The following is a 14,792-nucleotide window of genomic DNA, read 5'->3' as shown; positions in this document are numbered from 1 at the left end:
TAAATGTTGGAAGGTTTTGAAAAAACCTGTAAATGAAGTAGCGGAGCTTTTTAACTAAAAAGAAAGCTCGTTTTCTGAAAGTAAACTTCAGATATAGTTTCTATCAATTTACAGGGAGTCAATTAACGAAACGTTCCCTATCTTTGGCTTTTCAGGGGTTAAATTGCAATTTTACTACCTAACATGTTGAACATAGGGAGTAAATCAGCTATTCAACCCCTATGTTTCTTCTTTTTTGCCATAATTATATAATTTTATGCTAATTTACACTAATAACAGGTAGTCTTTTTTCAATCTATTCCCTGTCTTTTATTTCTCAGGGAGTAAATCTGAGAAACGTTCCCTATCTTTTCAAACATAGGGAGTCGTTTTGGATTTTACTCTCTATCTTTGATGTTTACCGCTTAGAAAATAGATTACCCACTTATAGAAAAACTATAGTTTAGTGTTTCTAAATATAAACTAAATTTGAAAAGCAAGGACTATAAAAAACAGAGGAAATGGAAAGTCGAAGACACAATTGCTGAACCTCTTTTCAGACATAGAGCCTAGCTAACGTATATAATCATAAGCAATATTTATAAACAAAAACTGTCTACCGCTCGCTTCGCTCAAAATCTTGACGAATAAAATTTAAAATAATCGAAGCTAATCGTTGTTTCCAATAGTTTTCTTCCACGTACAACGCATATACATTAGGCGTTAAATCTTTACGTTTATGATAGTTATTTCCAATTACTCCTGCTCCTAAAATAATCTCGTCTTTAGCATTCATGCCTACATACCACTGGGGCACGGTGTTAGAGTTATTAATACAGTCTTGTATGTTTTTTTATAACTTGTAATAGAGGCCTTCCATTTTTCTGCAAACCAAGTCGCAGTTCTTTCTAATAGAAAAGACGCATCATGTAGAGGGACTAGCCCAGTTCAGCTATTAGTTAGGTGCAGTAAAGGGTATGGACGGTTTTGACCGTCTACACTGGAACGACCCATAATCAGAAAGCCATTTTTCAAATAAAATTTCTTAGCCACAGTATTTTGTTCATTTACATCAACACCAGTAATACCATATTTTGTGATTAGTTCTTGCAAAATAGCTGTTCTATAACCTTTAGCTGTAAATTGGGGATCGATAAAAAGCATCTCTAAATATTTTTCATTTTGACCGCTAAAACCTAGCAAATTATCCATATCATACCAAAGTCGAATATCTAAAAAAGGAAAATAACTTGGAATTTCTTTCCGAATTCGAACTTTATCTTCTTGACTTAAAAAATCATGCGTAGCTGTCACGCTTTTGTCCCATAAGGCAATAATTTGTCCTTCGTCTTGCTGTGTCGCAATTTTATTGCTTAACATATTTTCTCCTAAGTAAATTTTTCTATAATTTATTCAAGTATAAATCATAAAGAGGGGAAATTTCTATATTAATTTGTATCAAGATAAAATGATCCATATTTATCCCTACATTCCTCCACTTTTATATAATTATTGGTGGCAACTTTTTTAATCTACCTCCAATAAGTTAAATTGGTAGCAAGTTTGCAGAGTTGCCTCCAATAGCAGTTATTTATTAATATTTTTCAAATGAAACAAAAAAACTAGGTATTTTATGTTTATCGTTAAGTTAAACATAAAATACCTAGCGCAAAATTTTATTAACTAATCATCTAATCCTATCATATAATCATCATCACTCATCGCTTCAACAGTTCCAAGCAAATAACCATTACCGACTTGTGAGAAGAAATCATGGTTGCTGGTTCCTGTGGAAATCCCATTCATAACAATCGGATTGACATCATTCGCGCCATCAGGGAACAACGGATCTTGCCCCATATTCATCAAAGCCTTGTTGGCATTATAACGTAAGAAGGTCTTTACTTCTTCGGTCCAGCCAATATCGTCATAAAGTTGTTCCGTATAATGTTCTTCATTTTCATATAATTCAAAAAGAAGATCATACATCCAATTTTTCATTTCTTCTTGTTCTTTTTCAGAAAGTTCGTTGAATCCTAATTGGAATTTGTAACCAATATAGGTACCATGAACTGATTCATCGCGGATAATCAACTTGATAATTTCTGCCACATTTGCCAACTTGTTATTTCCTAAATAATACAGCGGTGTATAAAAACCTGAATAAAATAGGAAAGTTTCCAAAAAGACACTGGCTACCTTTTTTTGTAAAGGTGAACCATTTTTATAGATTTCATTGATACGTTCGGCTTTTTTCTGCAAATATTCATTAGTATTAGTCCACTCAAAAATATCATCAATTTCCGCTTTCGTATTCAAAGTGGTAAAAATTGAAGAATAACTTTTCGCATGAACAGACTCCATAAATTGAATATTATTTAAAACTGCTTCTTCATGCGGTGTGCGAGCGTCTTCGCGAAGACGCTCCATCCCATTTTCAGATTGTATGGTATCTAATAGAGTTAAACCACCAAATACATATCCCACAAGTTGTTTTTCTTGTTCACTTAAGCTACGCCAGTCATCTAAGTCGTTTGACAAAGGAATCCGCGTATCTAGCCAAAATTGCTCAGTTAACTTTTCCCATGTTGATTTATCAATAAAATCTTCGATTTCGTTCCAATTAATGGCTTCATAATAAGTGTTTGCCATTTTTGCGCCTCCTTGTTTCTAAACTTTAGATGACACAGCTTTCACATTGATTGCTGCCGATTTCTTCTTCATCTTCAGTAAACGTACGTACATAATAAATGGATTTAATGCCTTTATGAAAAGCATAGTTTCTTAAAATATTCAAATCACGTGTCGTTTGTTTATTCGTATCTGTCTTCCATTCGTAAAGCCCTTCAGGAATTTCCGAACGTAAAAACAGTGTTAAACTCATGCCTTGGTCTACGTGTTTTTGTGCTGCAGCATAAATATCAATCACTTTACGCATATCGGTATCATAAGCTGAAGTGTAGTAACCAATTGTATCATTATCTAAATGAGCAGCTGGGTAATAAATTTTCCCAATTTTCTTTTCTTGCCGTTCTTCAATTAAACGAGTAATTGGATGAATACTAGCGCTTGTGTCATTAATATAAGAAATTGAACCCGTTGGCGCAACTGCTAAACGGTTTTGGTGATACAAACCATATTTTTGCACTTCGTCGCTAAGCGCTTGCCAATCCTCTGCACTTGGAATAAAGACTCCTTCAAATAAAGATTGTACTTTATCAGATTTTGGTTGAGGTGCATCTGCAATATAGGAAGCAAAATAGCTGCCATCAGCGTAATCCGAATTTTCGAAGTTATGGAAAGTTGTTCCCCGTTCTTTTGCGATGTTGTTACTTTCAACTAATGTCCAGTAGTTTAACAACATGAAATAAAGATCCGTAAATTCGATAGATTCAGGAGAACCATATTCCATATGATTTTTCGCAAAATAACTGTGTAAGCCCATCGCGCCTAAACCGATGGTATGATTTAAATGGTTCCCATTTTGAATGGTTGGGACAACGTCAATATCTGAAGAATCTGTCACAAAAGTTAAAGCACGCGTCATGGTTTGCACAGATTTTCCAAAATCAGGACTGTCCATTAAGTTGCCAATATTGGTTGAGCCTAAATTACAGCTGATATCTGTACCAAGTACTTCGTAATCTTGCTTGCCATTAATGACTGAAGGTTTTTGTACTTGTAAAATTTCAGAACATAAATTACTCATGATGATCTTACCATCAATTGGGTTGGCCCGATTAGCCGTGTCAATGTTAATGATATAAGGATAACCTGATTCTTGTTGTAGTTTTGAAACTTCATCTTCTAATTCACGCGCACGGATTTTGGTTTTGCGAATATTTGGATTGTGCACCAAACGATCATATTCTTCTGTGATGTCTACATAAGAAAATGGGACGCCGTATTCTTTTTCAACACTGTAAGGGCTAAATAAATACATGTCTTCATTTTTTCTTGTAAGCTCGTAAAATTTATCCGGTACAATTGCACCTAGAGATAATGTCTTCACACGAACTTTTTCATCAGCGTTTTCCTTCTTAGCGGATAAAAAGCTAATGATGTCTGGATGGAAAACATTTAAGTAAACCACACCCGCACCTTGGCGTTGACCTAATTGATTTGAATAACTAAAGCTATCTTCAAACAATTTCATAACGGGTACAACACCACTAGCGGCGCCTTCATAACCTTTAATAGGTGCACCAGCTTCGCGCAAATTAGACAATGTAATGCCTACACCGCCGCCAATGCGAGAAAGTTGTAGCGCCGAGTTAATACCACGACCAATAGCGTTCATATCATCGGTTAACTGTACTAAAAAGCAAGAAACCAATTCTCCACCGCGTTTTCTTCCGGCATTTAAAAATGAAGGGGTTGCCGGTTGATAACGTCGATGAATCATTTCATCTGCTAGATCAAGCGCCAACTGTTCGTCTCCATCAGCGAAATACAAAGCATTAATCGCTACGCGGTCTTCAAACCTTTCCAAATATTGGCTACCATCATTCGTTTTTAAAGCATATTGGGAATAAAACTTATAAGCTGCCATAAAAGAATGGAAGCGGAAATTTTGATTATCTAAAAACGCATAAAACTCTTCCAAAAATTCTGGCGTATATTTTTGAATAAACGTTTCGTCTAAAAACTCATTTTCGACCAAATAATTCATCTTATCTATAGCAGAATCAAACTTCATTGTATTTGGTTCTACGTTTTCTCTAAAGAAAGCTTCTAAAGCTTCCTGATCCTTATTTAGCGGAATTTGACCATTCACCGGGCGATTAATTTCATTATTAAGTTTAAAGTAACTGACATCTTTTAATGTTTTTAAACTCATGCATACACAACCTTATCTATAAAATAATGGGAAAAAAATAAAAAACAAGGACTTGTGAGTCAGAAGTGACGGACAAATCCCAGTCTTTTTTGAATTTGTTCAAAGAAAGAATTAACTTGCTAGTTGACGCAACTGGTCAGGACGGAACCCAACCACCGTAGTCGCATCTGAAGTAATTACTGGAACACTTTGGAAACCTTGCTCTTTTAACCAATCCAATGCGTTAGGTTCATTATCGATATTAACCTCTTCAAAATTAATATTATTTTCAGCTAAAAAGCGTTTTGTCATTTTGCATTGCATGCAATTATTTTTAGAGAACAGTGTAATATTCATAGTCGTTCCTCCTTGGTATTTCGTTTGATTAACTGTGTCTATCATATAATGAGTAATAAACAAAAGTCAATAGAAAAATACCATATCTTGTGTTTGTGAATCAGAGGAACACTAATTGTTGTGTTTTATTCACAATTTTTTAAAAGTCTTTTACTGTTAAATGAGGGCTTTGCCTTATCTTTTTTACATAAAAAAATCTCTTCAACTCTTTAAAAATTTCTAATTGTGAAAGTCATCTCAACAAAACATTATTCATCCATTCCCTGTTCAAACATTGCTTGACGTTCTTCAAAAGAAACTTCTTTATGAATTTGATGCAACATCCATTGGTAACCAAACGTATCGGCCACGACAGCATTGGTTACACCAAAGTCAGACATATTTGTTAACGGCATTAATTCTTGCCAGCCATGATCCATTGCGCGTTGAAAAGTTTCTTTGATATCAGGAACCATTACATTTAACCAAATCGGTACCACAGTTTCTTTAGGCGCTTGCATTCCAGCGTCAAGATTTTCATCTAGCAAATGAATACGTGTATCATAAATCGTAAACACCACTTCATTTTGTCCCTTAGGAAAATCTGTTTTTTCGATCAATTCTGTCGCAAAAATTTCTTGATAAGTTGCAAAAGCCTTTAATGCGTCATTTACGACAATATCCACTTCCACTCCAGTATGCATACATAAATACCTCCAATTTTTCTTTTTAAGTTTAACACAGAATAGTTAACCTGGATGATTTCTAAAAAGCTTGTGGATAACTTTCGTGCCGAATGAAAGCGTCTTTTTGATGTTATTGAATCATTTCTTTGCCTTTTTTGGCAAATGACGGTGCTGGACAACTTTCTATATCTAAAAGTGAACATACTTCTTCCTAGAATGTCTTTAAGGCGAAAATCAAGACGCTATTTTTTCTTCTTTTTTTCTCATTTTTATAGATTCAGTCGCTGGATTCTGGCAAGAACGTCCCAGAATAAAGTGTCATAAACATTCGTATTCGAAAGATGGATTTGAATTTGTCGTGCATGCGCCGTCATTCTGCCTGCTATATGAAACAGTTTAAAACGGATGGTATCGATCACTGTCGCTTTTTCTGTCGAAGGAAAGGTTAGATGCTTCATCAAGTGAATAATGTTGTAAGCCATAAAACTTAAGGCTAAACGCGCTTGATTGGCGGTAAACGAAGCGCTATCTGTTTTTTCGGCAAAGAAGCCGCCTTTCATTTCTTTAATGAAGTTTTCCATGTTCCCTCGTTTTTGATAGAGTTGAAAAATCGTCTTGGGATCGAGATTCTCAAAGTTTGTAACGATAAACTGAAAATCGCTAAAAAGTAAGGACCCGGCAAGACGAGTGGCTTTCATGGCGACTCGACGTGATTGTCGCCATTTGTTAGCCCGATAGTCCATTAGAAAATATTGCTGTTCGGTTTTCGTATAATCGGTGTCATCTTGATAAAGGACTTGATGTTGAATGTGGTCGAGCAAACGGGCGTTGCTTTTGAGTTTGATCACATAACGGACTTGACGGTCTTCGCAATGGGAAAAAATTTCGGGCTTGGCAAATCCGCTATCTCCACGAACCATGATCAGAGGATCACTGGATCGCTGCTGATATCGATCTAACATCTCCTCGAGATAATCTTCGGCATGGGTAGACGTATAGGATTTTCCGTGACGATGGCGAACATCTAAAGCAAGCCCGGTCAATCCTTCAAAAGTGACAAACGGATGATAGCCATTGATGCCATAGTGATAGATAAACTCGGCTTCTTCTTGTTCCCCGTAGGTGGGACAAGCCGTCGAATCAAAATCGAGCACTAAGTGTTGTGTATTGTCATGGTCTAACCATAGATCCGCTAAGTCTTTGGCTACTTGTGAAAGTTGCGACACATTTTCTGTCGTTAATGTATGCAGAAAGGTCGAAAGCATGGACTGCGAACTAAGGTTTTCTTGTTGAAGCGCTTCTTGAAAGAGGCGATCGTATTGCACTTTATTGGCGTCTCGATCGCGTGAATATCCCGCAATCAATTGATAAAGCCATTGTTTCAAGATTTCTAGCCAGGAATGATGTGAAAATTTGCGGCCATCGTTGATATAAATCCGTTCATTTAATAACTGATCAAAATGAATCTTCTTTAAAAATTCGGCAACCAATACCATTCCGGCATCATTGGTTAAGGCGCCCCCATCATTGGCGATAGAAATTTTCTTTTGAGAATTGAACATTAATGGTTTTTGTTGTAAAGTGAAAGACATAAGAACGCACTCCTTATTGTTATGTTTTGTCGACTTTACAATAACACGAAGTGCGTTCTTTTTGTACACCCAAAAGGTGAAGCAACTAAACTTTTAGAAAAATGAGCATACCAAGGATTGAATCATTCTTGGAAAAATTTATAAATCATTCAGGGTTAACTTTCACGAAAAGAATTTTACTTCTAGCTGTGTCAATATAGTCATATAAATAATAAAAAATAATTTTTTTATTATTTAACTACTAATGTTTTACGATCATCCATTCATGTGGTACATTGTTACTGTTGACGTAAATGAAATTTTAACTAAACTATAGTGAAAAGGTGACAAGAGCAATGTGTGGGATTGTTGGATTTGTGAATACAACTTATTCAAAAGATGAAAAAGCAGATCAGTTAGAACAAATGATGGCACGAATCGTACATAGAGGCCCCGATAACACAGGCCAATTTATTGATGAAGGCGTGGGACTAGGGTTCCGACGCTTAAGTATTATTGATTTAAAATGTGGTAACCAGCCCATTTTCAACGAAAACGACACAAAAGCGATTATTTTTAATGGAGAAATTTATAACTATCAAGAGTTGCAACAAGATCTCCAAGATAAAGGGCATGTTTTCAAGACAAGCGCGGATACAGAAGTTATCTTACATGGCTATGAAGAATATGGAACAGAAATCGTTCAAAAACTACGTGGAATGTTTACTTTTGCGATTTGGGATAGAGAAAAGCAAGAACTGTTTGGCGCTCGCGATCACTTCGGAATTAAGCCATTATATTATTATCATAAAAATAATACCTTTATGTTTGGTTCAGAAATTAAAAGCTTCTTGGATCATCCAGCATTCGAAAAACAAGTGAATCCAGGCGCCTTAAAACCATACATGACGTTTCAGTACCCCGCAACAGACGAAACATTTTTTAAAGATGTCTATCGTGTTCCAGAAGGACACTATTTTTTCGTAAAAAATGGCGAAGTAACATTCACCCAATATTGGGATATGGAATATACGGAAGAAAATATGACAGAAAAAGAAGCGGTGGATTTGATTGACCAGGCCGTTCAAGAAACAACAAACGCTCATCTGATTAGTGATGTTGAAGTCGGAACGTTTTTATCGAGTGGGGTAGATTCTAGCTTAGTGACGACGCTAGCCAAACCTCAATATACGTTTTCCATTGGCTTTGGTGAACACACCTACAACGAATCTTCCGAAGCTAAAAAACTAACAGACATTTTAAACTTACGTAACTACTCACGTGTGATTGAATCTGAAGAAGCCTTTAATGCCTTTCCTGAGATCCAATACCATCTGGATGAGCCTTCTTCCAATGCTTCTTGTGTTCCTCTTTACTTTTTAGCGAAGTTAGCTCGAGAACATGTCAAAGTGGTTCTTTCAGGGGAAGGAGCTGATGAACTTTTTGCTGGTTACACAGAATATGGCTTCTCCTCTAACTCCAAGATGGTCCGTGTCTTTGCTCAAGGGTTAAAGAAATTACCTAAAAAGTCACGTTATCGCTTAGCAAGCCGTTTAAAAAATGCGCATAACTTTCATGGAAGACTTCATTTGTACCAATCCATCGCACCGGCGGAAGATTTTTTTATTGGCCAAGCCTTTGTGTTTGATGAAGATGAAGCTGCAGATTACTTGCAACCAACTTACCAGCAAAGCGAATCGGTACACGATATCGTACACAAACAATATCAAAAAGTCCCCGACCTGCCGGATTTGAAAAAAATGCAATACTTAGATATGCATCAATGGATGCCCAAAGATATTTTATTAAAGGCAGATAAAATGACCATGGCACATTCCCTTGAAGCACGAACTCCTTTATTGGATACCCGTTTAATGGAAGTTGCTGAAAAAATCCCATCCAAATATTTGTTAAATAGTAAAGAGACAAAATACGCCTTCCGTAAAGCCGCTCATCGTCATTTACCTGAGGAATGGGCCAATCGTAAAAAATTAGGTTTTCCAGTACCAATCAAAGATTGGCTACATGAAGAGCAATTTTATCATCAAGTTCGTGACGTTTTTTCATCTGATTTTGCTGCTGATTTTTTTGACCAAGGAAAAATCTTAGATCTGTTGGATCGTAATTACCAACAAGAAATCGATGCTCGACGTAAAATTTGGACAATTTATTCTTTCCTTACCTGGTATAAAGTATATTTTGTTGAAGAAAGTCAACCCAAGAGCTAATGGAAAAACTCAAAAGAAGGAAGAAGCTCGAGTGTATGAAACGACCGGTATCGTTAAGATAGCAGTAGATATGTTGTTATAGAACCTCATTGTTAACTGTTCTTTTGCATGAAAGCTCTTCGTCGTTGCAATCATAATTAACTTAGCTAATTGACGTAAAAAACTATTAGTAAGTGGTAGACTGTTATAAAATTCAATGAGATAAAAATGAGGTGAAGAAAGATGAAGCAAAAAAAGAATCAACTTTCTTTTAAAGAACTACTGCTTACTCTAGTCCTACACCACACTGCTATACTTCTATTTAATTTTATATTTACTAGGCAATTAATATGGGGGCACTTGTTTGTGTATTAGGCGCAATTATTATAGGAACTCCAATTACTTACTATTCGATGAATAATCGAAGTTTTCGATCAATGAATGTAGAAAAATTTTCAATAACTGTATTCATTAACATTCTAGTAACATTAATTATAGGTATGCACTATTTTTTCTCGTAATACATTTGTAAAAATGAAATTAGCAAATAAAAAAGCTCTCCAAGTCTAATAAAATTGACTCTTTGTCAAATAGTGTTGGTAAAGAAAACACGACGAATAAAGGAAGCAGTTAGACGCTATTGTCTAGCTGCTTTTTTTCGCTTGTATAGGTAAGGAACCAGGTTGGAAATATTTTCCTCGGTATAAAAAGATCCGTTGCCGAAAGTTCTCAAAGCTATGGAACCCATAAGCGACTCGTTTTAGCACTTTAATATGATTATTTAACCCTTCTAAAGGACCGTTAGAATAAGGCACTGTCAAAGCAAGATGAATCTCTTTTCGATATTTTCGGAAGGTCTTGATTACAGGCTGAAACGGGTCAGAAAGCTGGGACCCATCGGTTTTCAGTAATTGATCAAAACGTGCTGTGTCTTGCTTATGAAATGCGGAAAGAAAGGATTGATAGAGTTTATAGCCTTGTCTAAGGGCAGAATGATAACGTAATAAGCGATCGACAATCTCTTGCTCGGTTAAATGATCCCGAAAACTAGGCCGCCAATATCGATTTTTATAATCAAGCGTCCAAGCTTTTTTCTGTAGAAGTTTCCAGTATTTTTTGAGGTGCTTATATTCCTTTTGCCGACGGTGAAAGGTGTTCATCACTTGTTTCCGCTGTTGTTGGAAAGCTCGTCCAATATGTTGGCTCATATGGAAACGATCAATGACTAACTGGGCATTAGGAAAAAGGGTTTTGACTAAGGAGGCATACGGACTGTAAAAATCCGAAACGACATAGTGCACCTTGGCTCTTTCCTCTCGAGGATAACGTGCAAAATATGCTTCTAAATGAGGCAGTTGTCGATTGGCGACAATCTCTAAGAGCTGCCGCGTTTCCCCGTTCATCATAATAAAACTCATGGCGCCAGAAACCCGTTTGACCGATTGAAATTCGTCAAAACAAAGCACTTCTGGTAAGGAAGTATTGGGAGATAGCTGTTTGGGTTGAAAACTGTGAAGCACACGTAAAACCGTTGTCGGCGAAACATGCTTCAACCGAGCGACCATTGACATCGATAAGGGTTGCGATAATTTTTCTGCAATGGCGAGTTTGACACGACGAGCGATCGAACAATGACGATCTGCGACACTGGTTTCGGCGATAGACGTTTTCCCGCAAGTTTTACAACGAAAACGTTGCTTCTTCATTTTAAGTAAGGTTTTGTATTCACTCACATCGTTGAGTTGAATCGTCACTTCCTTAAACCCCCATTTCATTAAACAGGCGGTTTCTTCTTCGCCACAGTGAAAACAGGCTTGCGGACGATAAGAAAGCCGACCATAAAAAACAAAACAAATGTCGCCGTTGATGGCTTCTTTTTGAAAACAATTTTCTGCAAAAGTTAGGTTTACATCTAGGATATCTAGGATTTCTTTAGTATAATGAGAGATGGACATCTTGAAACACTCCTTTGGATATTTGTTTGGTAACTTTATTCTACGAGTTTTCAAGGTGTCTGTTTTATATTTTGCTCAGAAAACATAAAAAAACTAGCATTGGCTACAAGAAATTGATTCTTGTTTACCAACACTAGAAATTATAGAGCCATAAAATTGGAGAGCTTTTTTAATAGTTAAGATGAAAATGTAGATATAAAACGAATCTAACATCAATATTATTAGAAAGATTTGCGCTCACGCTTAGGTTTGTAGAAATTTAGGATACTTACAGATTCTTTCTTTTGTTAGAAAGTCTAAAATGAACATTCTTTGCAGTAAAAATATTTAATAATATATTTTTATGACGCGTTGCCCATATGATCCCCAACGTTAAGAATAAGGTCGTAAAAAATGAGTCATACTCAGTTGAAATCCTATTCTTTTTAAACAATATAGAGAATCGGTTTGATTATATGTGTAAAAGAACTGTAAAAGACGAATGAAAGGTTATTTTAGACACTTTCTAGAAGTTAGTGACTTCTATATATTAAACCAATCTTCTCCAGTAGATCAATATGAATCAGATGTACAATTTTTCAATTTAATTCTATGACTACACAAATATAATGAACAAAAACGTTGGGAGATAGTGTTCATTCGATTGTTGAATGAACACTCTAACGCTTAAACAATGTTCGTTCGATTGTTGAATGAACATTCTAACGCTTAAACAATGTTCGTTCGATTATTGAATGAATACTCTAACGCTTAAACAGTGTTCATTCGATTGTTGAATGAACACCCTAACGCTTAAACAGTGTTCGTTCGATTGTTGAATGAACATTACAATACTTAATCCATGTTCGCTCAGCAGCAATTGAGAATAAATTCCCAGAAATACCCCACGTTCACTTAAAAAATAAAACTAGGAAATGGAAAATTATTGGCAATAGGGTTATTTTTCTAATTTTAGCTAAATTATTTTAAACAAAAAAAGAGGAGCAAGAAATGTTTTCGAAGTGCTTTTCGCACCAACATTCTTCTCCTCGTGGGTTTGGCACCCAATGGGCTGTGGGGGGCTCGAACCCTCGACCCACTGATTAAGAGTCAGTTGCTCTGCCAACTGAGCTAACAGCCCAAAAATAAATATATTAGCTTTTCATTTAACACCTTAATTATCCTACCACCCTATGATAAAAAATGCAAGTTGTTTTTTCATTAATTACTTTTAAAGATTTATCATTTATTTCTCAATTTTTTCCTTCGGTACCCATACCGAAATCGAGCCAGCACCCACCGCAAAGACAGCAGAGCCATCTTCTTCAATAGTTACTTCTTCTTCTCGATATCCGATAACATCAACATAAGTTTCACCGGCGTGCAGGCTTCCGACATTCATTTCTTTTTCATTTTCATCATTTGTAGAAATAACTACCGCACATCCTACTGGGTGTTCGTCATCGCCACTTCGTGTAAAACCAATACATCTTGGATCGTCTAGATAACCTTCTGTTTCACCATAAGCAAATTGTCGCCTTATATAAAGCAACTTATCGATAAGTTCCTGACTCCCACCATAATCCACATCTTCTGCATAATAACCGTAGTAATCGGGATAATATAAACAAGGATAACCATAAGAACTAAGCAAAATAATGCCATAAGCTAAAGGTTTGAACCAAGGCTCTACAAAGGATTCTAAAGATTGTCCAGGTTGCGAGTCATGATTATCCACAAAGGTAACTGCATACTTGGCATTGTCAAGATGTAAAGTACCGTCAAACAACTGCGTTAGATCATAATTATCCGGATCGATAGAAGCTTCATGTAAAGCGTAATGGAAGCGCACATCCATCATGGAAAAATCAAAATCCTGTTTTTCTAAATATTCTTCCAATACTTCTGTATCTTGTTCCCAATATTCTGCGACAAAAAAGAAATCTTGACCGAATTCTTCTCGAACATAGTCAACCAGTCCATCAATAACTGAACGTTTAATATGTTTTACCGCATCTAAACGAATACCATCAATTCCCGTTTCATTGATAAACCATTTAATCCATTGTTTTGTCTCTTCCAAAACTTCTTCATGTCCATAATCAATGTCTGCAAACATCAAATAATCAAAGTTGCCAAATTCATTAGACACTTCATCATCGTCGGCCCAACCTTTTCCTTCACCAACAATTTGAAAAATCCCCTCAGTATCTGTTTTTTCGTCTCTAGATACGCCGGAAAAATGACACCAGTGCCATTCAAAATCTGAGTATTTTTTCTCTCTTCCTGGAAAATAGAAATGGGGCCAGCCTTCAATTTCGTGTTCGTCACTAATCGCTTTTTGACGATTGTTTTCATCCACTCGAAAGGCTTGAAAGTTTTCAGTTTCATCTGCAGCTGCTTTATGATTTAATACAACATCTGCGTATACTTGAATACCATACTCATGTAGAGCATCAATAGCCTCATGCAGTTCTTCTTTTGTTCCATACTTCGTGCGTACCGTTCCTTTTTGATCAAATTCACCGAGATCATACAAATCATAGACCCCATAACCCACATCCTCTTGCCCTGTCCCTTTGAAACAAGGAGGAATCCATACTGCCGTAATTCCCTTTTCGCTAAGATGCTTAGCATCGTCACGTAACCTCTGCCAATGTTTGCCATCATTAGGTAAATCCCATTCAAAATATTGCATCATTAATCCATTTAGGCTCATAGTTATCTCCGTTCTTGTGTATTTCATTCCTACACAACTAATAAGTTAAGAGTATCATACTATAATACACAACTTATCCGAAGAAAAACGCTCTAATTAACATTTAAGCCTAAATTAGGGTCTGTATAAGCATACATACGCTGGATTAGACCATTCTCTTCATTAATTTCAAATACATTGCAGAAATGGTTATTTTCAATTGTTTGACCTTCTGACAGTTGACCATATTCGGTGCCTTCTACAACGATTCGATTTTTTTCTACTGTAAAGATAAACGCTTCTTTTCTAAAAAATAATTGTTTAAAATACTGTACCAATTGCTTGTTTACTTGTTCAAAAGCATCCCATCCTTTTGCAATACCAAAAGCAGCAAAAAACACTTCACAGTTTTCATGAAATAATTCCATAATTTTTTCATGACTTCTAGCTTCTACAGCTTCAAAATATTGAATAGCAATTTTTTTATTATCCATCAAATGTCCTCCCAGAAATTATTAAGCAAACTTTTTTGTTCAACTTTTATTAGCTTAATTAAAAGAAT

General features: G+C 35.9%; 11 protein-coding genes and 1 tRNA gene. 1 reads left to right on the top strand and 11 read right to left on the bottom strand.

Annotated features, from left to right (window positions below):
- Positions 1-595 precede the first annotated feature (595 nt).
- From C7K42_RS00580 to C7K42_RS00550, 7 genes are all read right to left on the bottom strand, one after another.
- The gene (locus C7K42_RS00580; protein WP_050989756.1) at positions 596-775 is read right to left on the bottom strand and encodes a hypothetical protein; all 180 of its coding nucleotides are present in this window, start codon (positions 773-775) and stop codon (positions 596-598) included.
- A 152-nt stretch (positions 776-927) separates the two neighbouring features.
- Positions 928-1,359, bottom strand: coding sequence for a GNAT family N-acetyltransferase (locus tag C7K42_RS00575; protein ID WP_069028788.1), 432 nt, complete (start codon positions 1,357-1,359; stop codon positions 928-930).
- A gap of 303 nt (positions 1,360-1,662) precedes the next feature.
- The gene (gene nrdF, locus C7K42_RS00570; protein ID WP_014124466.1) at positions 1,663-2,631 is read right to left on the bottom strand and encodes a class 1b ribonucleoside-diphosphate reductase subunit beta; all 969 of its coding nucleotides are present in this window, start codon (positions 2,629-2,631) and stop codon (positions 1,663-1,665) included.
- A 25-nt stretch (positions 2,632-2,656) separates the two neighbouring features.
- A complete protein-coding gene (gene nrdE, locus C7K42_RS00565) occupies positions 2,657-4,819 on the bottom strand; it encodes a class 1b ribonucleoside-diphosphate reductase subunit alpha (protein ID WP_069028787.1) in 2,163 nt (720 codons plus the stop codon).
- 111 nt (positions 4,820-4,930) lie between these two features.
- Positions 4,931-5,155 (bottom strand): glutaredoxin-like protein NrdH, encoded by a 225-nt coding sequence (gene nrdH / locus C7K42_RS00560; RefSeq protein WP_014124464.1) that lies wholly within the window; start codon positions 5,153-5,155, stop codon positions 4,931-4,933.
- Between the two features lie 248 nt (positions 5,156-5,403).
- Positions 5,404-5,838, bottom strand: a complete 435-nt coding sequence (locus tag C7K42_RS00555) for a VOC family protein (RefSeq protein WP_014124463.1) — start codon at positions 5,836-5,838, stop codon at positions 5,404-5,406.
- A gap of 251 nt (positions 5,839-6,089) precedes the next feature.
- Positions 6,090-7,412: an IS1380 family transposase gene (locus tag C7K42_RS00550; protein ID WP_014123528.1), complete on the bottom strand. Its 1,323-nt coding sequence runs from the start codon at positions 7,410-7,412 to the stop codon at positions 6,090-6,092.
- Positions 7,413-7,747: 335 nt separating this feature from the next.
- On the opposite strand from C7K42_RS00550, the gene asnB reads away from it, so the two are divergent.
- A complete protein-coding gene (gene asnB, locus C7K42_RS00545) occupies positions 7,748-9,619 on the top strand; it encodes an asparagine synthase (glutamine-hydrolyzing) (RefSeq protein ID WP_014124462.1) in 1,872 nt (623 codons plus the stop codon).
- A gap of 623 nt (positions 9,620-10,242) precedes the next feature.
- Here asnB and C7K42_RS00540 read toward each other — a convergent pair.
- From C7K42_RS00540 to C7K42_RS00525, 4 genes are all read right to left on the bottom strand, one after another.
- Positions 10,243-11,553: an ISL3 family transposase gene (locus tag C7K42_RS00540; protein WP_061841477.1), complete on the bottom strand. Its 1,311-nt coding sequence runs from the start codon at positions 11,551-11,553 to the stop codon at positions 10,243-10,245.
- A gap of 1,047 nt (positions 11,554-12,600) precedes the next feature.
- Positions 12,601-12,673, bottom strand: a tRNA-Lys gene (locus tag C7K42_RS00535).
- 105 nt (positions 12,674-12,778) lie between these two features.
- Positions 12,779-14,251 carry an alpha-amylase gene (locus C7K42_RS00530; RefSeq protein ID WP_041591794.1) on the bottom strand — a complete coding sequence of 491 codons (1,473 nt, stop codon included), beginning with the start codon at positions 14,249-14,251 and terminating at the stop codon, positions 12,779-12,781.
- Positions 14,252-14,343: 92 nt separating this feature from the next.
- On the bottom strand, positions 14,344-14,724 hold the full coding sequence (locus C7K42_RS00525) for a nuclear transport factor 2 family protein (RefSeq protein WP_069028786.1): 381 nt from the start codon (positions 14,722-14,724) through the stop codon (positions 14,344-14,346).
- Positions 14,725-14,792 lie beyond the last annotated feature (68 nt).

The sequence above is a fragment of the Tetragenococcus halophilus subsp. halophilus DSM 20339 genome (assembly GCF_003841405.1).
Taxonomy (GTDB): domain Bacteria; phylum Bacillota; class Bacilli; order Lactobacillales; family Enterococcaceae; genus Tetragenococcus; species Tetragenococcus halophilus.
This window is presented reverse-complemented; position numbering and strand designations above follow the sequence as displayed.

What these genes read in the sequence shown, in the direction of transcription:
- C7K42_RS00540 (WP_061841477.1), bottom strand. Translation starts at nt 11,553, where the DNA reads ATGTCCATCTCTCATTATACTAAAGAAATCCTAGATATCCTAGATGTA.
- C7K42_RS00555 (WP_014124463.1), bottom strand. Translation starts at nt 5,838, where the DNA reads ATGCATACTGGAGTGGAAGTGGATATTGTCGTAAATGACGCATTAAAG.
- C7K42_RS00530 (WP_041591794.1), bottom strand. Translation starts at nt 14,251, where the DNA reads ATGAGCCTAAATGGATTAATGATGCAATATTTTGAATGGGATTTACCT.
- nrdF (WP_014124466.1), bottom strand. Translation starts at nt 2,631, where the DNA reads ATGGCAAACACTTATTATGAAGCCATTAATTGGAACGAAATCGAAGAT.
- C7K42_RS00575 (WP_069028788.1), bottom strand. Translation starts at nt 1,359, where the DNA reads ATGTTAAGCAATAAAATTGCGACACAGCAAGACGAAGGACAAATTATT.
- asnB (WP_014124462.1), top strand. Translation starts at nt 7,748, where the DNA reads ATGTGTGGGATTGTTGGATTTGTGAATACAACTTATTCAAAAGATGAA.
- nrdE (WP_069028787.1), bottom strand. Translation starts at nt 4,819, where the DNA reads ATGAGTTTAAAAACATTAAAAGATGTCAGTTACTTTAAACTTAATAAT.
- C7K42_RS00550 (WP_014123528.1), bottom strand. Translation starts at nt 7,412, where the DNA reads ATGTCTTTCACTTTACAACAAAAACCATTAATGTTCAATTCTCAAAAG.
- C7K42_RS00580 (WP_050989756.1), bottom strand. Translation starts at nt 775, where the DNA reads ATGAATGCTAAAGACGAGATTATTTTAGGAGCAGGAGTAATTGGAAAT.
- C7K42_RS00525 (WP_069028786.1), bottom strand. Translation starts at nt 14,724, where the DNA reads ATGGATAATAAAAAAATTGCTATTCAATATTTTGAAGCTGTAGAAGCT.
- nrdH (WP_014124464.1), bottom strand. Translation starts at nt 5,155, where the DNA reads ATGAATATTACACTGTTCTCTAAAAATAATTGCATGCAATGCAAAATG.